This is a genomic window from Vibrio sp. SCSIO 43155, from assembly GCF_023716605.1.
In the GTDB taxonomy this organism is placed as follows: domain Bacteria; phylum Pseudomonadota; class Gammaproteobacteria; order Enterobacterales; family Vibrionaceae; genus Vibrio; species Vibrio harveyi.
In genome coordinates, this window is record NZ_CP071853.1 from 1,564,864 (window position 1) to 1,585,572 (window position 20,709).

The window sequence follows — 20,709 nt, forward strand, 5'->3', positions numbered from 1 at the left end:
GCAAAACAAAAAACGCATAATAATCCAACACGTTACGTTGTTGACACTAGTTCTCGTTTCGAGGTGTTAAAAACAAGACATTCAGCCCGTTTTGAGTGAATCATCACTAAATTGAACTTCGATAAGGTAAGAACCACAGACAAAAAAAAGCCAGCACGAAGCTGGCTTCCATAGTAACTAGGACAGGTTACTATTATAGGTAGTAACGAGCACCAAGTGCCCATTTGTCATCTGTTTTACGATCGTTTGCATCGTTTAGGTCGAACTGGTAGCCAGCGTAACCAACAAACTTAGGAGTGAAGTTGTATTCAGCCTGTACAGCCATCTCTTCACGAGCAGTTTCAGTTTTAGAGTTCTTAAATGTTTTACCTTCAACCATTTCGTAGTTAATGCTTAGGTTAAGGCTGCTTGGTAGTGCGTAAGCTAGGAGCGCTTCGTACGCATCGCTATCAACTAAGCGATCACCAGTAGTGCTGAAGTTCATGTTCTCGTTTGAGCCGTAAACTGCTGCAATGTATAGACCTTGACCGTATGAGCCGTACGCTGCAGATACTAGGTGAGATTCAGCAGATTCTTTGCTCACGCCATCTTTAATGTCGCCGCCAGTGTATGTGTAACCGATCTTAGCACCCATGATTTCGTAAGAAAGAGCTGCTTGAACACGGTCATCGTAGTTTAGAGAGGTATCAGCGTCTGTTTGAGAACCTTGCCAACCTAGACCGAAGTTGATTGCACCAGCTTCGCCCAGCTCAATCGCGTTACGGTAAGAAAGCATCTTGTCCGCACGACCTGTACCTAGGTTACCGTGATCGTCGTAGATAAAGTCGTTCGCAAACGCGATAGGCATATCAGCAACGCCAGCTACATCGTAGTAAGGTGCCCACTGAGTACCACCAACTGCACGACCGTAAACATCGTGAGTTAGACCTAGGTAACCAAGACGAGTAGTAAATGTTTCGTCACCACCATCTAGGTAGTTAAGAGCCCATTCACCGCGAGCGTCAGCAGTAAAGCCGTTGCCTAGATCCTGAGTTGCTGTGAAGTTGATACGTGGAGAGTTAGTACCTACATCAGTGTCACCTTGCTCTGAACCGTTCACGTTAATAGATACGTGACCGCCAACAGAGAACGTTGTGCCATCGTTGTTGTAAAGCTCCACTGCTACTGCTTGTGTACCGAATGTTGCTGCTGCGATCGCTGCTGCTAGGAATTTTTTGTTCATTATAAAATCCATGTATTTATTCATTAGTTTATAAGTCAGTTTTATACAAAAGTAGATTGGGGCATCTTCTCCACCAATGTGCGTCACTTTTGATTAACAACTGCCAATCAATGTATTTCAGAAGTTCCCCAGAGCAGAGTGAAAAGATGTAATAAAAAAGAAAAATCGCAAACGTTTACCTTTTTTCTTTATACAAATTCTGAAAAATACACCCAAATTGGAAACAAATGCTTACATGTAACAACAAAAAATCCAGCTAAATCATTGTTAAAACAAACAATGAAAATTTAAACATGAAATCTTGAATTACAATTCGAGAAGAAAAAAATGATTAGGATCTTTTTTAAAAATATGTCGTTCGGTAGTCATTAGAAAAACATAAAAAAACATAAAACCCCCTTTTTCTCTTATTTTCATAAATAAGAAGGCATTCATACATTTGAAATAAATATGCAAACAAATCATAACTTAATAGAAATCTATCTTTAATTTTCTCGGTTTACCTTAGCGTCATCAATACATCGAGCAAGAAAGCTCATCGATTACAACTAGGGTAATAAGAAAATGAAAAAGGCAGCACTAACTACTGCAGTGTTAACAGCATTGGTATCAGCACCATCTTTTGCGGCGACAGTGTACAAAGATGGCGGCACTGAATTGAAGGTTGGCGGTCGCGTCGAGTTTCGTGGTGACTTTATTGGTTCAGGCGGTGCTGAAGTAGACGGTTCTATGGAAGATAAGTCACGTGCGCGTCTAAACCTAAAAGGTAAGGCTGACATCGGTAACGGTCTGTCTGCATTTGGTGTTTACGAAGCGGAACAAAAAACCGGTAAGAGCGAATTTAAAAACCGCTACATGTACGCAGGAGTAAGTGCAGATGCAGGTAGCTTCTCTGTAGGTCGTCAAGACATGGCTGCCGTTATCATCTCAGACATGACGGATATCACCGAGTTTTCTGGCGTTCAGCAAGTCATTGACTCATCTTCGGATAAGCAAGATAGCGTTTTCGCTTACCGTGGTGAATTCGATGCTCTACAAGTTCAAGCCACTTACCAAGCTAACTCCGAGGATAGCCAAGATAAATACGGCATTTCTGGTCTTTACTCTCTACCAATCGGTCTTGACCTAGGTCTTGCATACTCAGGCGGTGATGTAGACAAAGACAATTCAGAAGACCAAATCCTTGGTGGTATCGCTTACTCACTGGATAACCTCTACCTTGCAGGTACGTACTCACAAGGTGCACTGACAGATTCTGAAGACTTTACCGCTTATGAACTAGTTGCAAGCTACAAGATCGCAAGTAAGTTTACCGTCGCTGGTCTTTACACTTTCCAAGAAAACGATCCAAATGGCGCTGCAAAGTACGATGCAGTTGAAGGTTTTGAGCTTGTGGGATACTACAAACTGAATAGCAACTTCCGCACTTACCTTTCTTACTACATGAACCAACTTGATGAAGCGAAAGACGCGGAAGGTAAAGTAACCGAAGGCGAAGATACACTTCGTCTTGGCGTACGCTACGACTTCTAACTGCGGCTTCTGCCCAAGCCAGCATCGCAGCAAGTTTTTGACCGGCACTTCGTGTCGGTCATTTTCTATTTATTGAGATAAGACCGACAGCTTTTCTACTTAAACCTAACTGCCCTCTTTTAATGCATTTACTCCCGAAGTTAGTGCAATTCCTCTAGTAGCCGTTAGACACGCCCTTCTCACCCTTTAAAAATCAACACGTTAAAAGTTGGCACACTAGCTGCAATATTAAAAACGAGCAAATGCATGGCAGCGTTTGTGCTTCTCGTTCTTTGTACCTACTTCGGTAGGCACGTCCTTTGAATTGGTAATGTCGCCTCCCTCTGGGAGGCATTTTTTTATTGGCTACCCCAACATTAGAACGTATGATCCTATCTATTGTTTAAAACCGGAAATATCCAATTGAATCATCATCCTGTCCAAGGAGCATCTTGGATGCTTACCGCAGGCTTGGCTTTTGCCATCGTTAATAGCTTTGCTCAAATCGCAAGTATTCACTTTGGTGTGTCATCCACGACATTTGCACTCTTCCAATACGCTATCGCCTTTTTCGCTATCTTGCCGTATCTGCGAACATTAGGAATTCGTCAGTCTCTACGTACTAACCACTTTGGGTGGCATGCATTGCGCATCTTCTTGGCGGTTATCGGTATCCAGCTTTGGTTATGGGCTCTCGCTTATCCGGTTCCTATCTGGCAAGGCATCGCTTTGCTTATGACTTCACCGTTGTTTGCAACGGTAGGTTCAGGTTTAATTCTGAAGGAAAAAGTAGGTGTTGCTCGTTGGATCGCAACGCTTACTGGCTTTATTGGCGCAATGATCATTCTTGAGCCTTGGTCAGACTCTTTTACCTGGGCAACGTTACTGCCTGTCGGCGCGGCTTTTTTCTGGGCATCTTATTCTTTAATGGTGAAAAAGCTGTCGGTGAACGATCCACCATCAACCATGGTGGTTTACTTACTGCTCTTGATCACGCCCTTTAATATTTTGCTGGCGGCACCTACATTTGCAATGCCTGAAGGCTGGAACATTTGGGGAATCTTAATCGCCGCAGGCATACTTACGGCACTAGCCCAGTGGGCAGTAGTCAAAGCTTACGCTGTCGCTGATGCATCGTTTGTACAACCATTCGACCACGCGAAACTGCCCTTAAATGTCTTTGCAGGCTGGCTAGTATTCAACTGGGTGCCACCAGGTCGACTATGGCTTGGTGCTGCAATCATTATCGGCTCCATTGCTTTCATTACTCATTGGGAAGCGAAAAAAAGAAAGTAATTTGAAAGAAATTTCTCGGTTTTGAGTTCTATATTTTCAGGAAAGGAAATGAGGAGCATCTTATGACACAGCCAATCAAAATTACATTGTATCGTTGGGCCGGCAGTTGGGGACCATTCAAAGTCAATATCCCATGCGGGGAATGTACATTAACCAAAGATATTCTTGCTGACACATTTGAAAATGAATTAGCAGATGTGCCAGTCGAGCTAGAAGTGAAAGATTGGTTGTCTCATTGGTGGGAGCCATTAAAACTTGGAGCATGGCATGCCCCTATCCTAGTCGTTGAAGGCAAAGTCGTCAGCCAAGGGGAAGCGCTAAACCGAGGCGTGCTTGTTCAATCTGTCATTGCTGAATGGACCAAGCGAGATCAGCTTAAAGGCAACATCGTTTACGGTAAGGCGACATGCCCTTACTGTGTTAAAGCGAAAAAGTTGCTTGATGAAGCTGGCGTTGACTACAAATATCACGATGTAGTGAAAGACAGCGCAGCCCTATATCGTATGATCCCTGAAGTGAAAGCCATCATTGGTGAAAAAACACCAGTGACCGTGCCACAAATATGGTTAGACGGTAAGTACATTGGAGGCGCGGATAATCTGGAAAAGTGGTTGGCTGAGAAAGGATTAGATAGCGTGCCAGATAACGTTGTCGAGATCCCAAGTCAAACGGCCTAAATATATCGATTGAGATACCCAGAGCCAGAATGTAAAAAGCCCCGATATAACATCGGGGCTTTTCTTATTAATTCGCTAGTTTTTTCATTACGCGAGCAAACATAGAAGGCTTTTTCTTCTTCGCTTTACCGTAAAGCGCTTTGTGCATCGCGTCTTTAGCCATCATTTGACCAAAGTAAACACCACCAAGTTCGTAACCCATGACCTTCTCCTAAGAAGCAATTAACTGGTTTATGTTGTAATTTTACACCACACAAACCACAAAACAAGACATAGGTCACATTTATTTTGTAATTTAATTACAAAGATTTTTATCCTAGCGAATAAGAAACGTAATTAACGTTTAGGTTGCTGGTATGTTTTACCTGCTGCTTTGTAGGTGTCTTTCGGTTTAATTTCAAAGAAAGTCTCGAAGAACCAAGCCGCAAACTTGATCAGGTGGTCACCTTCATTCATTACATGCTCAACGAACTCTTTCTCTTCACCAGACTCATCTGCTTGAACCGTAATGTGGTAAATGCGTTTTTCACCTTCTACTTCAGCAAGACCGAATTGACCTGTTAGCGATTCAGCAGCCTGAGCGACTTCTTCTTCCTCAGATGCTTTTAATAGCTCTAGCGCTTGAGGTAGGTTTTCTTGTTGACCGATTTCTTTCAGTAGAGCTTCAAATTCGTTTTGTTGCATGATTTCACCTAACAATGAACGGGTGTTGTCGATATGCCACTATTAACCGAGTGTAGATAACGACACAATAATTGGTTGCGCATTTTAGAGAGGACAACATGCCCTTGCAACCACATTCAACTAAGAACGCTCTGGTTGGACTAAACCACCAGAAGGGGTACGGAACTGTCCAACCACCAGCACCAAACAAGAAATCACTGCAATCGAAATATAAAAGACGCCGAGTTGATGTTGAGTTGTTACCCAAGTTTCTACCAAATAGCCGCCAAATAACCCTGCTAAACACATCTGAATAGAACCCGACAATGCAGATACCGCACCTGCCTGTTGTTTATGAGGCGATAGCAGTAAACTGATCGAAACAGGGAAAGACATGCCTTGCGCGAAGCTCAAACACGTAAAGGCAATGAGCAAAGATGTCGCTGTAAACGGCAATATAAGAAGCATCACTCCTGAAAAGGCAACAATGACAAAACTCATCAAAAGGATCTGTTGCTCTTTGTATCGAGCATTGATGATGTTGAGAACTAAACTCCCCATCAATAAACCTGCCGAAGGCACAATCATCAAGGTACCGTAATCGGCAGCAGTGAGACCAAGCTCTCGTTGCATTAAGAACGGATAGAGAGACAGTGTCACCAAAGCCGATAAGTAACTCAACCAGTTGTAGCTTGCGCTACCTATTACTTGTTTGTTGGTCAACAACTCAAAGTAATTGCGCATCACACGTTTTGGCTCAAAGCGGCGTTTGGGGTATGGCAACGTTTCATGCAGCACAATAAAGCCAAGGGTAAAGATCGCCGTAAGATAAATAAGAACGAAGACAAAAACCGCATGCCAACTAATGTGATAAGCAATCCATCCACCAAACAAAGGCGCAACAATCGGCATCACAGAAGCGGTCACCGAGATGTATGACAACGCCTTGGTGAGCTGCGCTCCATCATAGCTATCTCGCAACACAGAGCGCCCAAGAACAGAGGCGCTCCCTGCCCCAAGACCTTGTAGTAGACGTCCGGTCTCAAGTGCAAAAATGTGGTCCGCAAAGGCAATACAGATGATGGTTCCGGCGAGATACACACTTTGTCCCAAGATAAATACAGGACGGCGACCAATTGCGTCGGATAAAGGACCATAAATTAGCTGTGAGACACCAAATCCGACAAGAAACAGCGTAACCAAGTTTTGAATCGTATGCTGAGGAAGATTCAAATCGTGACCAATCAAAGGCAAAGAGGGAAGATAGATACTGACGCCTACTTGACCAGTCGCGATGATCATCATCGCCAACAATAATGGTGTTTTACGCAATATACCCTCCTTACATCATGACAGTTTCACGACAGACAGTGTATATTTGATACTCAAAGATGATAATAAACCAAAATGGAAAGGGATTATTTCCCCTGAGGATGGAATAAGATGGATTGGATTCAGAGCGTTAATAGCTATATTCGCGTAGTCGAGGAAGGTAGCTTTAACGCAGCAGCGAGAAAACTCAACACCACCAGCTCCGCCATCAGTAAACGTATCCAATGGTTAGAGGACAAGATTGGTGTTCAATTATTAAAGCGAACCACTCGCTCGATCAGCCAAACTGAAGCAGGCGCTTTGTTTTATGAACGAGCCAAAGTCCAACTCGACTCTTGGCAATCCGTTTTAGATGAAACCCGCTCTGTTAACCAGTCACCAGCAGGACTACTTAAAATTGGTGCGACTTTGGCGGTAGGCTCTAAATTTTTAGTACATTATCTTGATGATTTTCTTGAAAAATACCCTGATATTAAACTTCAGTTGATCACCACGCTACCAGGTCAGATACCAGAACTTAGCCTAGATTTGTTTATCAGCCGTGAGTTGGAGCAACTCAATTCCCTCAGCTTTAAAGCCAGCCCATTGTTCGAGCACAAAGCTCAGTTTTATGCTGCGCCGAGTTATCTAGAGAAACACGGTACACCAAAAACAATCGAAGAATTGTCGCAGCATAACGTTTTAATCTGGGGTGAGAAACCAGTACGAGAAATCAAGACCAATCGTGGAAAACGTGTCAGCCTATCGGGAAATTTCGCCACGACGAACCCAGAAGCCCTCTTCCATGGTGCTAAACGAGGCATGGGAATCTTGCTGTCTAATAACGTGATGATCAAAGAAGACCTAAAATCCGGCGCTTTAGTACCCATTCTTCCGGAAGTGACCGCTGATGAAGCGACTGTATATGCCTACTACCCAAAGCTGGACTATCAACACACCCGAACTCAACTGTTTCTCGACTATCTAAAAACGCGCTTAGAAGAAGAGAAACGTGCCTAAACTTTTGACTCTCTGGTGCTTCAAGTACTAGAGAGTAACTAGCCTTCTCCAAAGCGACTACCACTTTGATGAGAGTTAGCTCCCCTAGCACCTCACCCTATGGTTGAAAATCACCAATAAAACGTATCTTGAGTTTGAAAAATCACCTGAAGTAAACAATAGTTAACGTGATGCATATCGATTAAATGAGAAAAGATCGTGTAATAAAGCCAACACAAACACGATATGGGTAAACACAACGTCGGGTGAAATGTTCAATGGATCATGAACAAAAAAGTATCCAGTTACTTGATGAAATTCTAAAGCTCAATGGTAGCGCACTACTCGACAGAGTAACGCTTGAGCTCCATCAGCAATTTCAAAGCTACTGTACTTGCGTAGTTGAGATAGCACACCTACAACATTGTGCGGTGACACTTTCCAACTCTAGTGGCGGAACCATCGCAGACAGCATGTGTTACGGATTAGAAGGCACTCCTTGTGAGCAAGTCGCACAAGACATTGGCGAACTCATCTTCTATCAAGATGAAGTTTACAAGCTATTTCCTGAAGACCAAATGTTTCAGGACGCTGGCATTCAAGCGTATATCGGACTTCCTTTAAAAACACATACAGGTGAAGTGTTAGGCATCTTAGTGTCAACATTTACTCACTCCATCAGTGAAGCTGAAGCCGAAGAAATCATCTTCCATCACCGTTTTTATGCAAACATCATCATCCATAGTTTGCGAGAAAAGTGGATCAGTGAACGCTCAGACAAACTTCTCAACCAACTCAGTTACGAAGTCTCTCATGACAATCTAACAGGGCTGCTCAATCGCAGTTGTTTAGCTGATACGTTGGAGACCTTAACTCAGCAGGCAACTCGCCCTTTTAGTCTTGCGTATCTAGATATCGACAACTTTAAATCCATCAATGACATCAACGGTAACTACATCGGTGACCAAATCATTAAGTTCACTGCAAATGCGATTCAACAAAGCTTAACCTCGCCCAACAATGCGTTTCGAGTCGCAGGTGACGAGTTTGCTTTTATTACCTATGACGAAGATCCTGTTAGCGTCTGCCAAGAAATCCTCGATAAAATCGAAGCAGGCTATTCAGACAAATCCAATCGTATTTCTTTCACTGTCAGTATCGGGATCGCGAGAGCGCCTGTGCATATGCTGAATAGTGATGACTTAATACTGAATGCGAGCCTTGCGCTAAAAGACTGTAAAAAACGCCGAGATACCCGTATTCAACATTACGACACCCACTTAAGTGCACTTTACCATCGCCAGACACAACTGATTGAAGCACTGCGTGAGCAGCTTCGTTTAAGCATTGATGAAAATGAAGAGCTTTATGTCGTAGTCCAGCCAATTGTTGACATCACCAGTGACCGTTGGGACTACTTTGAAATCCTCGCGCGTTGGAACAGCAGCGTTTATGGCAACGTCTCGCCAGTGGAATTTATTGAAGCCGCCGAACAATCGGGGTTAATCATTGAGCTAGGCGAGCGCATCGTGGAACTCGCCTGCCGCGCAAAACAAAACTTAGAACGACAACTGGGTTACACCGTCAAGCTTTCAATTAACTGTTCAGCTCATGAACTTATTGATTCTAATCGCTACATGAACTTCCTTACTCGGATTCTAGAAAAATACCATCACCAAGCTACAGACTTTGTTATCGAGCTTACAGAGACAGTCTTGCTGTCACAAAGTGGTCGAGAACAGATGGTATTGAATTCGTTACGCTATCTAGGCTTTAAGGTCGCATTAGATGATTTCGGCACAGGCTACTCAAGCTTAAACTACATTCACAACTACCCTATCGATAGCATCAAAATCGACGCGACATTTGTACGCAACATGCTCTCAAATACGACGTCAGAACAAGTCGTTTTGTTGATCGCTCAACTGGCTCAGTTGCTTGAGGTTGATCTTATTGCTGAGGGGGTTGAGGATGACAGAGCCTTACAAAAGCTCATTGAAATGGGTTGCCACCATATTCAAGGTTATTTTTATTCGAGACCACACAATGTTGACGAGCTAATTGGCATCATCAACGAAAAGCAGATGAAAAGCGCTTAAAAAAAGACCAAACAATGTTTGGTCTTTTTTGTGATTTATAAAACGGCTTGTTCTTTGTCTTTAAGCAGTTTGTCCATCTCGTCTCGAGTAGCAATAAAGCTCGCCATTTCCTTTTTAGGCACAGAGCTTGCCATCGGGATCTTCGCTCGCATTGCATTAACAGGACGACCGTATTCGATCAATTCGTAGTGAAGGTGCGGACCTGTTACACGTCCCGTTTTACCCGATAAGCCAATACGTTGACCACGAGAAACTTTCTGACCTTTCTTCACGAGGATCTTACTTAGGTGCAGATAGCGCGTCTTGTACTTACTGCCGTGCTCAATCACTACGTAGTTACCCGCATATGGGTGTTTACGTGTCATGATAACCGTGCCATCCCCCGTTGCTTCTACTGGTGTACCGATAGGCACAGCCCAGTCAGTACCGTTATGAGGTGCAACTCGACCCGTTACAGGATGAAGACGTTTCGGGTTAAAGCCTGAGCTGATACGCCAGCCTCGACTAACAGGGTAACGTTGGAAGGCACGCTGTAGGCTCTCACCTTTCGCATTATAGAATTGACCGTCGGTATGAAGATAAGCAGTCACTTCACGACCACGGTTGTAGATCTTAATTGCTTCGATTTCGTTCTTGCCAGTCGGCACGCCATCAATACTTTGAGAACGACGAACCACTTCGAATCGGTCACCTGCGCGTAAGTCTTTACCGAAGTTAACCTGCTCTTTTAGTAGGTTCACCACTTGGCTGATTTCCGCTGAGCTCAAGCCCAAACGATTTGCTGATGACGAGAAACTACCATGAATCACGCCAACTAAAGGTTCTTGATGCCAAACACCTGGGATTGAGATGTCCGAGAAATCGTAGCTGCCATCAGCATTACGACGATAAACGACTTTGTCGGCGATAGAAAATTGAAGCTCCATCTTTTCCAATTCACCCGTCGACTCATCACGCCAAAAACGCAATGTGTTGCCGGGTTTTAAAGTATCAAGAGCAAGGAAGTTCAAATCCGTCTCCATCACTTTCATCAACGAACTGTAGCCGAAGCCCAGTTGGCTAAAAATGGAGCTCAGGTTGTCACCTGCTTGGATTTGGTATTCAAAATTTGGGGGAGAGACAACTTCTGCTGTTGTCGCCTCAAGAATATTTTCTACAACTCGCGATTCAGGCAAGTTAAGGGCGATGGTTTTAGTAAGGGAAGACTCTTTGAGAGAGTTGGAAACACCAATCGCAACTAATACTGGCAAGGAGTACAACAGTAGCGCTTTACGACTTGTCAGATTCGGCAACCGTCTTGTTGTAATTTCATTTGTAGACACGGGAATTACTATCTCCTTTATAACAAGGCTCATAGCTTATGCATTCCCGCATAAGAAATCACTATGAAATTACGAGATCTAGCGCAGAAAACACTTATTTTTTACAGAAGACAAAAAAATTCATTACTGTTGCATATGTAAGTTATTACCTACACGTTTAAGAGTGGTTGTAATCAATTGATTTGGTTGTTCTGCCATCGCTTGATCTTCTCCATGTTGAAGATATGAAAGCGAAATTTGTGTATCGCTGTTCCATTTCAATGAAGACATCTTGATTCGATCACCAATGAAAACGCTGTTAAGCAATACAACACGGCTTGGTACAGCATCAAACTTAAATAAACCGATGTAGTAAAACGCCCCAGAGCCTTGTGTTGTCACGATCACAGGAGCCACAATCCAAGGGGTCTCACTTACGTTACGCTGCGCAATAAACTCGGTAGGTAGCAGTACCTCGCCTTTTGTTGCACCAGCATCATACTGACCTTTTAAAAAACCATGCTCTTTATCCCACTCATCAAGAAAAGTCACCGCACCCTGCTCTGGAACTTGAACAGTCCACGGATTTCGTGACTGAATACCCAGCACTTCCGCTACGATTGAATTAGATTGTGCCTGCGCTTGAGGAAACTTTGCCATGATCTCATCATCAGAAAGGCTAAACCGGTAAATGCCCGCAATAATAACCACAGCTAACAGTACGATTGGGATCAGGAGAATGAGGGGAATAGGTAGGATTCTCTTACGAGTCATGAAGACTTCCTTGTGTTCTTGTTCTCTGAATTATGTTCGGAGTATATACCATTTACAGAGCGAAGACCGCTCTGCCTATCCGTTCATTTTGACTCAAGTGTTTCAAAATTAAACTAAACTGTTTGGTGGGCAACCAATAGGTAATAACGATGACAAAAATCACCCACACATGCGAGTGTGCCTGTGGCTTAGTCCAACTGCGTTGCACGGCGGAGCCCATTCGCACTTCTATTTGCCACTGTTTCGAATGTCAAAAGCGCACGGGGAGTGTGTTTGGTGTTCAAGCTCGGTTTCACAAAGACCAAGTAATATTAGATGGCGATACCACCAGTTATACTCGTATCGCCGATTCAGGAAATCAAGTGCATTACGAATTTTGCCCGGCATGCGGTACAACAATGCGCTTACTGCTTTCAGACGTCCCAGACTACGTGGTGATCCCAATGGGATTGTTTAACAATAAAGAGTTTCCACAACCCACTATTTCCATTTATGAGCAAAGAAAACAGGGATGGGTCAGCTTTGATTGCACCATGGAACACGTTAGATAAATATTTGTTATGCAGAATTTGAACTCTCTCAACATTTGAGTTTGCTCAACAATAGTTGAGACTTTATTGAGAATGATCAACCAAGTAATCGCGTAAGTACTTTCGTTCCGCGCCACGAGCGCTATAATCTGCTCCTAACATTTGGTGAGGCTTTATTGTGATTTCCAGACTTCCTCGTTGGGTGGAATATGGCGCTTTTCTGCTTGCTCTTCTCGCAGGTTGCGTCAATGCCGTGGGTCTTCTCGGCTTTCAACATCAAGCGATAACGCATCTTTCCGGAACCGTAACTCAGCTAGGGAACAGCTTGCTAACAGGTGTGGATACAACCATTCACCTGCTCCTTATTGTATTTAGCTTTTTGATTGGCTCTGCATTTAGTGGATTCTTTATCGAAAGCAGCGCGCTCAAGCTTGGTCGTCGCTATGGTGTAGCTCTTTGCATAGAGGGTAGCCTGCTGTTGCTCAGCTTGGGCTTTCTGGTACAGGGTAATGTTTATGGTCAATACCTTGCCTCTGCCGCTTGCGGCTTACAAAATGCGATGATCACAACATTCAGCGGAGCTGTCGTCCGAACCACTCACATGACCGGTATTATTACTGACCTCGGTATTATGATTGGAGAGAGCTTGCGAGGACGTCAGTTTGACCGACGTAAAGCCAAGCTGTTTATCTTTATCTTCCTTGGCTTCTTATTAGGCGGTACAGCTGGTGCAGGTTTATTTAACGTTTACGAGCTGTACGCATTAGCCTTCCCGGCTCTGTTAGCTTTTATAATTGCCATTGCATACTGGAGTTACCTCTACTTGCAGAGCCGCAACCAAACCGTCTAGTTTTTAATGACGGTTTAAGCATTCGACTTAAACCGTCTTATCTCTCTTGTCACTCGGTTAGCCTATAAACCCTATCTACTGGCAGAAAACGCTGTCATTGGCTTGAGATCCCAATCACATTTGCTAGGCTTTTTATTGCTCTAGTCACACTGTACCCCTTAACACTCTGCACTGAGCAGCTTACGTGCTACAATTTTCTAACACGAGCAACAAATTCATATACAAGATTCTAGGTTTAGTACTTTTAGCCGAAAAAACGGCTGAATAACTAGATGTATTTAATGAATAGTATTGCAATGGATGCAGTTTGCGGGTAATCTCCGCACACTGTGATTAAATACGGATGTTTAGTGAATATTTATGTCATGGAATATGGCGAGTATTGACTAGTAGTAACACGAGACAAACAATGCATAACAACACTAATGCTGCTGAAGCGCCTAAGGGCAACTTTTGGATGTTCTTCATCCCATCCCTAATCGGTCTTCTACTTTTCATGGCACCAATCTCTTACGATGGTGGTCTGACAATCCCTGTCGCGGTAATGGCAAAAGTCATTCCTGCAGTTCTTGGCGATACTTTAATTGCTATCGTAACCGCTATTGTTGCTTTCATGGCGCTAGCTTCTGTTCTTTGCAAAATTTTCAAGCCAGCAGCAATCCTACGTAACGGTTTCTTGAACGGTCTATTTAATCCATCTCCACTTTGGTTGTTGGTTCGCCTAATTGGTGGTGCAGCGGTGCTGATGACGTTCTTCCAAGTGGGTCCAAAAGCAATTTGGGAAGAAAACACAGGCGGTCTTGTTCTTACTGGTCTGCTGCCAACGCTATTCGCGGTATTTATTTTTGCAGGTCTATTGCTGCCTTTATTACTTAACTTTGGTCTATTAGAACTGTTCGGTGCCCTACTAAGTAAAGTAATGCGCCCAGTCTTCAACTTGCCAGGTCGTAGCGCGATCGACTGTATGGCTTCTTGGTTGGGTGATGGTAGTGTGGGTATCCTACTAACCAGTAAACAATACGAAAACAACTTCTACACTCAACGTGAAGCTGCGGTTGTAGGTACGACTTTCTCAGCAGTATCGATTACCTTTAGTTTGGTTGTCCTTGCTCAGGTTCAACTAGAGCACCTATTCCTGCCTTTCTACGGCGCAATCTGTCTAGCTGGCGTTATTGCAGCAATTATCATCCCTCGCCTACCACCATTGAGCCTAAAGAAAGACCGTTACATGGATGGCAGTGAACCGAAAAAAGATGCGGACGCAGTACCTGCTGGTCACACGACTTTTTCTTGGGGTATGGATCTTGCGCTAAAACGCGCTGGTCAAGTGACTTCTGTACAGTCGGTATTTAAAGAAGGCGTACATAACGCAATCGACATGGTGTTTGGCGTACTTCCTGTGGTTATGGGCCTTGGTACCGTGGCATTAATCATTGCAGAATACACGTCTGTATTTGAGATCCTAGGTCAACCATTTATCCCTTACCTAGAGTTGCTACAAATCCCTGAGGCAGCAGCAGCGTCTCAAACTATCGTTGTTGGTTTTGCAGATATGTTTATCCCAGCAATCCTAGCGGCATCTATCGATAACGAAATGACTCGCTTTGTAATTGCAGCAATGTCAGTAACTCAGCTTATCTACATGTCAGAAGTGGGCGCTCTGCTTCTAGGTAGTAAGATTCCAGTGAACATCGTAGAACTGTTCGTAATCTTCATTCTACGCACGCTGATTACGCTACCAGTCATTGCAGGTGTAGCTCATCTTATTTTCTAAATTTGATGCAATTAATAAAGGCTCCGCTCTGTCGGGGCCTTTTTTGTATTTGTAACATCAGTTTGTTTTCTTAGCTCATATTTACCATATTCTTTGGTTCTACCCTCGCTTTCTTTACGTCTCATTTTTGATACATAACTTATAAATATCATTTCAAATTCATCTATTTAAATTAGTTAGACACCCAAGATAAGACTTGTTTCTATAAGGCTCAGTGATACCATTCTTATGTTTTTAACAGTTTAATGACGAAGTCCAACAATTCAGATCAAAGTCACAACTTTTAAATTCATCTAGGCTTTTTATCCCGTTTCGACAATAAAAGCCGTAAATAGCCTTCAGGTTTCTGATAAATCTGTCGATAAACAAAATAACAAACACAATTCTGTGTTCACATCTGCCGAAATCACCCAGGGAAGAAGAGGTGAAAGCAGAGTAAACCAGCCGGGAGACTCGAGAGGGAAAAGTATGAAATTCAGACATAAGGTTGTAACTGCCTCTTCTATTTTACTGCTTGTTACTGTGGCATTGCTGTCGACACAACAGGTTATGACTATCCGTTCGCAGATCGAAGAAAACATTGATACGAGTGTGAACGAAATTCTCTCCAGTGTGGGGAACACTGTAGAGTCCGAAATGAACGCGAAGAAAGATCTTGCTCAATCGATGACCGAGATCTTGGAAATTAATCCAAGCGATCACGATTACGTAAAAGATGTACTAGAAAAGCCAATGCCAAAATCAAGCTTCTTGGCAATCGGGTACGCATACGACCACGATGGTTCCTTAATCGAAAACGATGACGGCTGGGAAGCTGGTGCCGACTATGATCCTCGTGTTCGCCCTTGGTTTGTCTCTGCAAAAGCACAGGGCAAACTTATCGTCACTGACCCTTATGTTGATGTCTCTTCTAAGAAGGTCATTATTTCTATCGGTACGCCAGTTCGCGAAGCCGGTCGATTCCTAGCAGCGATGTTCTACGATATGGAGCTGACCACCCTTTCTGACTTGGTAAACCAAGTCAATCTATTTGATGCCGGCTACCTCTTCCTCGTTACTGCAGACGGCACGACGATTGCTCACCCAGAAGCGAAATACAATGGTGAGAAGCTATCGAGCTACTTGCCACAAGTCGAGATCAAACCTGGCGCTCAACACATTGAGATTAACGGCAACAAATACATGGCGAGCCTGTCGCACATTGCGGGTGAAAATTGGTATGTAGGCGCGCTTGTCGACGAAAGCATTGCGTATTCTGCAGTAGGTAAGCTGCGTAATAGTGCAATCATCTACTCATTGATTGCCGTGATTGCCTCTATCATCGCACTGACTATCCTTATCCGTACCTTGATGCGCCCTCTTGATGAGCTAAACACAGCAATCCAAGCCGTCGCATCAGGCAAAGGCGATTTAACGCAGCGTTTGGACACCAATACCGATCAAGAATTCTCTGAACTAGCAAAAGGTTTCAATACCTTTATGGAGAACTTGCAGCACCAGATCATCGAATCGAAGAGTATCTCTGATCAGATCCTCAGCGGAACGCAAATTACTGCTGAAGGTGCACGTGACTCTGCGTCTGCGATTCAGACTCAACTTCAAGAGCTAGAGCAACTTGCAACAGCTATGCACGAAATGTCAGTAACGGCAACCGAAGTAGCTAACAACGCGCAAGGCGCAGCAAGTGCAGCGAAAGAAGCGGATGAAGCGACCATGCAAGGCTCCTCTATCGTAAATGAGTCGACAGAAACGATTAACCTACTTTCTGACAGCATCGATCAAGCGGTTGAAGAAGTTCAAGGTTTAGAGTCTGCGACAGCTAACATTGAGACTATTCTTAAAGTTATCAACGATATTGCAGACCAAACGAACCTACTTGCACTGAATGCGGCAATCGAAGCGGCGCGTGCAGGTGAATCTGGTCGTGGCTTCGCAGTGGTAGCCGATGAAGTACGTACTCTTGCACAACGTACTCAAGAGTCTACGACCGAAATTCGCAGCATGATTGAGCAATTGCAATCAGGCGCATCTTCTGTTGCAAGCGCAATGCACCAAAGCAAAGGCAGCGCAGTAGAAGCGGTAGAAAAAGCAGGACACGCAAATGACGCTCTACAACGCATCCGCGATGCAATTCAACGTATCTCGGACATGAACTTGCAGATTGCTTCGGCAGCTGAAGAGCAAAGCTTGGTAGCAGAAGAGATCAACAACAACACGGTCAACATCAAAGATCTATCGACTCAAGTTGCTGACTCTGCAAACCGCACCAACGATGCAATGCAAGCGCAGAATGAAGACGTTCGTAAACAAGACGAAATCCTTAACCGCTTTACGGTGTAACACTTCTCTTACTTACAAATGCAAAACAGCGAGCACAGTGCTCGCTGTTTTTTTATCGATTACAACACCACATGAACATAACGATCTTTTGAACGCTTGTAATAATGCTCATCCACCTTCAGGTAGGTAAAGTTCCCGATCTGGATATACGTACTGCGCGGTGGAATACGCTTGTAGTGATAATAATAATGTTTTGGTCGTTTGTGTTTCACCACGACGACCTTTTTATGCTTGTGTTTATGTTTATGGTGATGATGACCGTGTTTATTATGATGATGCTTTGGATGCGCGGAAACATCAGCGCTGAACACTCCTAACGAAAGCATCATTCCAATCATGGTAAGAGAAAGTCGCTTCGACACTCAATTCCCCTTTTCTTAATAACTTGGGCGTTATGATAAAAAGAGAGGCAATCGCTCTTGTCAGGCGCTAGCGAGACAATTTCATCCCATGGTCAAATATCATCACGATTTATCAAGCCAAGGCCAATCCGATAAGAGCTACAGATGTATCACTCGCCAAAAGGCATAAAAAAGCCGTTTACCCCACGAGGCAAACGGCTTTTTAAAATTTGAGTCGCTTAAGCGTCAATCAATCAGTGGATACTACACCGCTTGTGCAAACAACAGGAAACAACCAAATAGGAAGATCACGCTCATGCCCATCGCACCGCCACCTGCTTCGTACACATTGTCATCATCCACAGGCACACGACGTACTTTCATCGTCATTGATAGTGGGACAAAAACTGCTAAGAACACGAGGATAATACCTGCGTAGCTTAGGATTGCGAGAAAGTGTTCTGGAGCAAACACGGCACCAAGCAGCGGTAGGATGAACGTTGTCACAAATACCACAGGCTTGCTAGCTTTAAGAAGGTCCGCATTTTGGTCATACAACGCCATTGCCACACCCAAGAAAGACGTTAGAAGCGCCAGACCAGTGAACATCGATAGAATGAATTCTAGACCCGAGTATTGTTGACCAAGCACAGAGATCAACTCAGATACGTTAGAGAATTGAATAAGCTCGTGTGGAGGTAGGTTACCCACGACTGCAAACAACCAAAGTAGGTAGCACACAAGAGGAATCGTAGAGCCAACAATGATCATGTTGCGCAGTTGATTCTTACTTGCTTCTTTGTTGTAGGTCACCAAAGAAGGAATCACCACCATAAAGCCGAAGCTGGTGAATAGAACTGAGCTCTGTTTAATCAATGCCATTTTGTCTGCGTTTACCACTTCACTTAGACCTTCAAACGACACATTTGGCGCAAGAGAGAATAGCGTTAGAATGAGCGCGACAATCATACCGATGAACAAGCCACGGTTTAGCTTATCCACCACACCAGTACCCGCAGATACGATAAGACCAACCAGCACAGTAAAGCCAACTTGGCTAGAAATCGTAGAAAGTGGTAGTCCCATTGACGTGGTGACTTTTTGTACCAAGTCACCCGCACCAATAATGTAAGCCATTAGCAGACAAACAAGTAGTGCATACAAAAGACCATTAGTAACAAGCTGACCACCTTTACCAAGGGTTTCGCGAGCGATTGCATTCATGCTGACACCACCACCTACTTTGCAGCTTGCTTCTAATAGAAGAAGTGCAGCGTAAGTTGTACCTGCCCAAATGAACAGCATAAGGAGAGTGCCCCAAAGAAGGCCAAATTGAGCAAGCACCATTGGTATGGCAAGCATACCAGCGCCAAGAGCAGTACCTGCTACGATCAGGGAGCTGCCGACAAGTTTTAGGTTCACGGTTAATACCTCTAAATTTAATCCGTTTTATTGTGACTTATCGTACTTTGGTTCGAAGTACGATCTACGGAAACGCCCTACCTTACAGCCCCAGAACTCAGCGCGAAGCCGGAATTCAGGATGCAAAAAGCTTAGACTCAAGACGGATCTATCCTGTCTGAGCATATAAAGGGTGTAGGGAATCATTTCCGGGCAGAGTTCGATTAACGGAACGTCTCACTTTGGGTTCGAAGCAAAATCAGCGCATCCTTTTTCGTCAATCCCATTCTCTGCTGAATGGATTTGGTTCGAAAGGATTGTAAGGCATAAATAGGACGATTGAAAAGCAAAAGCTCCATCTTATAGCCATATATTTTAACAACTATCATTTGATGCAACAGATATGTTGTAAAACCGCCGTTTATTTAGCCTTTTGTCGTCATAAAGAATAGAAAGTGAGCGATGGCACTCAATTTTTGAGGTGTACATGAAAATGTACACTTTGTTGGGAGGTGTTAGAAACCCGGAACATAGCCTAGATTCAGCAATATCGTTATTATTCGCTCCGTACCGACATGTTTCGGTTCACATACCTCTAAACACTGATTTACGGTTCGAAAATATAGGTAAATGAGTGTTCCGAATGCTGGGTTTGGTTCCCCAGCATTTGTATCCTTTCGTTAGTTATTCCAAGTGCTTTTATTTCACACAATTGCCTTTGTGGAGTTTCGCTCATTCGTATTTTGTTAAACGAACCAAACCTTCAACGTATTACATCTCCTTGTCTAGCGCATCAATAATGTATGTCAGCACAGCAATCCCCAAATCAGCAACCGAACGTTCCATCAAACTCAAGTGTTCATATGATTGAACTAACTCCTGTTGCTCAATATCACTGCGATGTAAAAACAGCTCTTTATAGTTCATCAATCGCTTTTGGGATTCTCGCGTTAGCCAAGTAACATCTAATCTTGTATCCCGGCTACGATTGCGAATTTCATCAAGCAGTTGATCTAAAATGCGTTGCATTTTGCGAATATTGACTTCGCCAGAAATTGATTTATAAAACTGATATTTTTCCATTTTCTGAAACTGACTGAATTCACGTTATTTTTTTGTGGAACGTCATTCTTATCACTATATCCATTCGGGTAAATATGGGGTGGTTAAACTGGTCCGGTTATTGCGTGCTTCAGGACAAAACTGTCCACTAAGGAGGAGCGATGCAAGTAGACCCGTTGATTGAAGTTCTGATTAGGCGACGCAAAATGAAAGGCGTGTCACGCGAACAAATGGCAAAAATTGCCGGAATGAGTGAAAAGACGTATCAGCGAATAGAGCGAGGCGAATCTGATTTAAAACTCTCACAATACCGTTCAATTTTGCGTGCATTAAACCTGACCGATTTAGACATCGCATTGGATGCAAGAGGTGTTGATAACATTTCTGCAGAAGACGTTGCGTCTGCGGCAAGATTACTTCCCCCAGAAGCACAGTCTATGCTGACCAAGCTTATCTTCTTAGTGCTAGAGCAAAAAACTAAGACATCCCAAAAGTAGTGCTCTAGACGCATGAATCAAACACAGTTATGGTGAGCTAAACTTAAAGATTAACGCTTC

Annotated in this window: 19 protein-coding genes; 10 read left to right on the forward strand and 9 right to left on the reverse strand. The window is 43.7% G+C overall.

What is annotated here, in order from left to right; all coding sequences use genetic code 11:
* Nucleotides 1–193 precede the first annotated feature (193 nt).
* On the reverse strand, nt 194–1,222 hold the full coding sequence (locus tag J4N44_RS23830; RefSeq protein ID WP_009696379.1) for a porin: 1,029 nt from the start codon (nt 1,220–1,222) through the stop codon (nt 194–196).
* 564 nt (nt 1,223–1,786) lie between these two features.
* On the opposite strand from J4N44_RS23830, the gene J4N44_RS23835 reads away from it, so the two are divergent.
* The 3 genes from J4N44_RS23835 to J4N44_RS23845 all read left to right on the forward strand — a co-directional run bounded on the left by J4N44_RS23835 (nt 1,787) and on the right by J4N44_RS23845 (nt 4,707).
* Nucleotides 1,787–2,755, forward strand: a complete 969-nt coding sequence (locus J4N44_RS23835) for a porin (protein WP_009696380.1) — start codon at nt 1,787–1,789, stop codon at nt 2,753–2,755.
* 435 nt (nt 2,756–3,190) lie between these two features.
* Nucleotides 3,191–4,030 carry a DMT family transporter gene (locus tag J4N44_RS23840; protein WP_005452406.1) on the forward strand — a complete coding sequence of 280 codons (840 nt, stop codon included), beginning with the start codon at nt 3,191–3,193 and terminating at the stop codon, nt 4,028–4,030.
* 62 nt (nt 4,031–4,092) lie between these two features.
* Nucleotides 4,093–4,707: a glutaredoxin domain-containing protein gene (locus J4N44_RS23845; RefSeq protein WP_005452412.1), complete on the forward strand. Its 615-nt coding sequence runs from the start codon at nt 4,093–4,095 to the stop codon at nt 4,705–4,707.
* A gap of 67 nt (nt 4,708–4,774) precedes the next feature.
* Here J4N44_RS23845 and J4N44_RS28165 read toward each other — a convergent pair whose 3' ends face one another.
* The 3 genes from J4N44_RS28165 to J4N44_RS23855 all read right to left on the reverse strand — a co-directional run bounded on the left by J4N44_RS28165 (nt 4,775) and on the right by J4N44_RS23855 (nt 6,702).
* The gene (locus J4N44_RS28165; protein WP_005452414.1) at nt 4,775–4,909 is read right to left on the reverse strand and encodes a hypothetical protein; all 135 of its coding nucleotides are present in this window, start codon (nt 4,907–4,909) and stop codon (nt 4,775–4,777) included.
* Between the two features lie 134 nt (nt 4,910–5,043).
* Nucleotides 5,044–5,391: a hypothetical protein gene (locus tag J4N44_RS23850; protein ID WP_005452418.1), complete on the reverse strand. Its 348-nt coding sequence runs from the start codon at nt 5,389–5,391 to the stop codon at nt 5,044–5,046.
* Between the two features lie 120 nt (nt 5,392–5,511).
* Nucleotides 5,512–6,702 (reverse strand): multidrug effflux MFS transporter, encoded by a 1,191-nt coding sequence (locus J4N44_RS23855; protein WP_252045304.1) that lies wholly within the window; start codon nt 6,700–6,702, stop codon nt 5,512–5,514.
* 111 nt (nt 6,703–6,813) lie between these two features.
* On the opposite strand from J4N44_RS23855, the gene J4N44_RS23860 reads away from it, so the two are divergent.
* The gene (locus tag J4N44_RS23860) at nt 6,814–7,701 is read left to right on the forward strand and encodes a LysR family transcriptional regulator (RefSeq protein WP_017190772.1); all 888 of its coding nucleotides are present in this window, start codon (nt 6,814–6,816) and stop codon (nt 7,699–7,701) included.
* A gap of 257 nt (nt 7,702–7,958) precedes the next feature.
* Complete coding sequence (locus tag J4N44_RS23865; RefSeq protein WP_005452427.1) at nt 7,959–9,779, forward strand: putative bifunctional diguanylate cyclase/phosphodiesterase; 1,821 nt, start codon at nt 7,959–7,961, stop codon at nt 9,777–9,779.
* 35 nt (nt 9,780–9,814) lie between these two features.
* On the opposite strand, the gene shyA is transcribed toward J4N44_RS23865, so the two are convergent.
* The gene (shyA, locus tag J4N44_RS23870; protein WP_017818632.1) at nt 9,815–11,071 is read right to left on the reverse strand and encodes a peptidoglycan DD-endopeptidase ShyA; all 1,257 of its coding nucleotides are present in this window, start codon (nt 11,069–11,071) and stop codon (nt 9,815–9,817) included.
* Nucleotides 11,072–11,224: 153 nt separating this feature from the next.
* Nucleotides 11,225–11,854, reverse strand: a complete 630-nt coding sequence (locus J4N44_RS23875; protein ID WP_252045305.1) for a hypothetical protein — start codon at nt 11,852–11,854, stop codon at nt 11,225–11,227.
* A 149-nt stretch (nt 11,855–12,003) separates the two neighbouring features.
* Here J4N44_RS23875 and J4N44_RS23880 point away from each other — a divergent pair, with 149 nt between their 5' ends.
* The 4 genes from J4N44_RS23880 to J4N44_RS23895 all read left to right on the forward strand — a co-directional run bounded on the left by J4N44_RS23880 (nt 12,004) and on the right by J4N44_RS23895 (nt 17,348).
* Entirely contained in the window at nt 12,004–12,405 is a 402-nt protein-coding gene (locus J4N44_RS23880) for a GFA family protein (RefSeq protein WP_005452431.1), read from the forward strand.
* Between the two features lie 157 nt (nt 12,406–12,562).
* On the forward strand, nt 12,563–13,234 hold the full coding sequence (locus J4N44_RS23885) for a YoaK family protein (protein WP_005452432.1): 672 nt from the start codon (nt 12,563–12,565) through the stop codon (nt 13,232–13,234).
* Nucleotides 13,235–13,643: 409 nt separating this feature from the next.
* Nucleotides 13,644–15,008 carry a YjiH family protein gene (locus J4N44_RS23890; protein WP_005452434.1) on the forward strand — a complete coding sequence of 455 codons (1,365 nt, stop codon included), beginning with the start codon at nt 13,644–13,646 and terminating at the stop codon, nt 15,006–15,008.
* 468 nt (nt 15,009–15,476) lie between these two features.
* Nucleotides 15,477–17,348, forward strand: a complete 1,872-nt coding sequence (locus J4N44_RS23895) for a methyl-accepting chemotaxis protein (RefSeq protein WP_009696385.1) — start codon at nt 15,477–15,479, stop codon at nt 17,346–17,348.
* 59 nt (nt 17,349–17,407) lie between these two features.
* On the opposite strand, the gene J4N44_RS23900 is transcribed toward J4N44_RS23895, so the two are convergent.
* The 3 genes from J4N44_RS23900 to J4N44_RS23910 form a co-directional block, all read right to left on the reverse strand.
* Nucleotides 17,408–17,710: a VPA0510 family protein gene (locus J4N44_RS23900; RefSeq protein WP_079325282.1), complete on the reverse strand. Its 303-nt coding sequence runs from the start codon at nt 17,708–17,710 to the stop codon at nt 17,408–17,410.
* A 243-nt stretch (nt 17,711–17,953) separates the two neighbouring features.
* The gene (locus J4N44_RS23905) at nt 17,954–19,111 is read right to left on the reverse strand and encodes an amino acid permease (protein WP_005452440.1); all 1,158 of its coding nucleotides are present in this window, start codon (nt 19,109–19,111) and stop codon (nt 17,954–17,956) included.
* Nucleotides 19,112–19,861: 750 nt separating this feature from the next.
* Nucleotides 19,862–20,173: a hypothetical protein gene (locus J4N44_RS23910; protein WP_005452442.1), complete on the reverse strand. Its 312-nt coding sequence runs from the start codon at nt 20,171–20,173 to the stop codon at nt 19,862–19,864.
* A gap of 140 nt (nt 20,174–20,313) precedes the next feature.
* Here J4N44_RS23910 and J4N44_RS23915 point away from each other — a divergent pair, with 140 nt between their 5' ends.
* Nucleotides 20,314–20,649, forward strand: coding sequence for a helix-turn-helix domain-containing protein (locus J4N44_RS23915; protein ID WP_017818627.1), 336 nt, complete (start codon nt 20,314–20,316; stop codon nt 20,647–20,649).
* Nucleotides 20,650–20,709 lie beyond the last annotated feature (60 nt).

Excerpts from the sequence above, each read along its gene's own strand:
- J4N44_RS23830 (WP_009696379.1), bottom strand. The coding sequence starts at position 1,222 with ATGAACAAAAAATTCCTAGCAGCAGCGATCGCAGCAGCAACATTCGGT.
- J4N44_RS23835 (WP_009696380.1), top strand. The coding sequence starts at position 1,787 with ATGAAAAAGGCAGCACTAACTACTGCAGTGTTAACAGCATTGGTATCA.
- J4N44_RS23840 (WP_005452406.1), top strand. The coding sequence starts at position 3,191 with ATGCTTACCGCAGGCTTGGCTTTTGCCATCGTTAATAGCTTTGCTCAA.
- J4N44_RS23845 (WP_005452412.1), top strand. The coding sequence starts at position 4,093 with ATGACACAGCCAATCAAAATTACATTGTATCGTTGGGCCGGCAGTTGG.
- J4N44_RS28165 (WP_005452414.1), bottom strand. The coding sequence starts at position 4,909 with ATGGGTTACGAACTTGGTGGTGTTTACTTTGGTCAAATGATGGCTAAA.
- J4N44_RS23850 (WP_005452418.1), bottom strand. The coding sequence starts at position 5,391 with ATGCAACAAAACGAATTTGAAGCTCTACTGAAAGAAATCGGTCAACAA.
- J4N44_RS23860 (WP_017190772.1), top strand. The coding sequence starts at position 6,814 with ATGGATTGGATTCAGAGCGTTAATAGCTATATTCGCGTAGTCGAGGAA.
- J4N44_RS23865 (WP_005452427.1), top strand. The coding sequence starts at position 7,959 with ATGGATCATGAACAAAAAAGTATCCAGTTACTTGATGAAATTCTAAAG.
- J4N44_RS23875 (WP_252045305.1), bottom strand. The coding sequence starts at position 11,854 with ATGACTCGTAAGAGAATCCTACCTATTCCCCTCATTCTCCTGATCCCA.
- J4N44_RS23880 (WP_005452431.1), top strand. The coding sequence starts at position 12,004 with ATGACAAAAATCACCCACACATGCGAGTGTGCCTGTGGCTTAGTCCAA.
- J4N44_RS23890 (WP_005452434.1), top strand. The coding sequence starts at position 13,644 with ATGCATAACAACACTAATGCTGCTGAAGCGCCTAAGGGCAACTTTTGG.
- J4N44_RS23895 (WP_009696385.1), top strand. The coding sequence starts at position 15,477 with ATGAAATTCAGACATAAGGTTGTAACTGCCTCTTCTATTTTACTGCTT.
- J4N44_RS23910 (WP_005452442.1), bottom strand. The coding sequence starts at position 20,173 with ATGGAAAAATATCAGTTTTATAAATCAATTTCTGGCGAAGTCAATATT.
- J4N44_RS23915 (WP_017818627.1), top strand. The coding sequence starts at position 20,314 with ATGCAAGTAGACCCGTTGATTGAAGTTCTGATTAGGCGACGCAAAATG.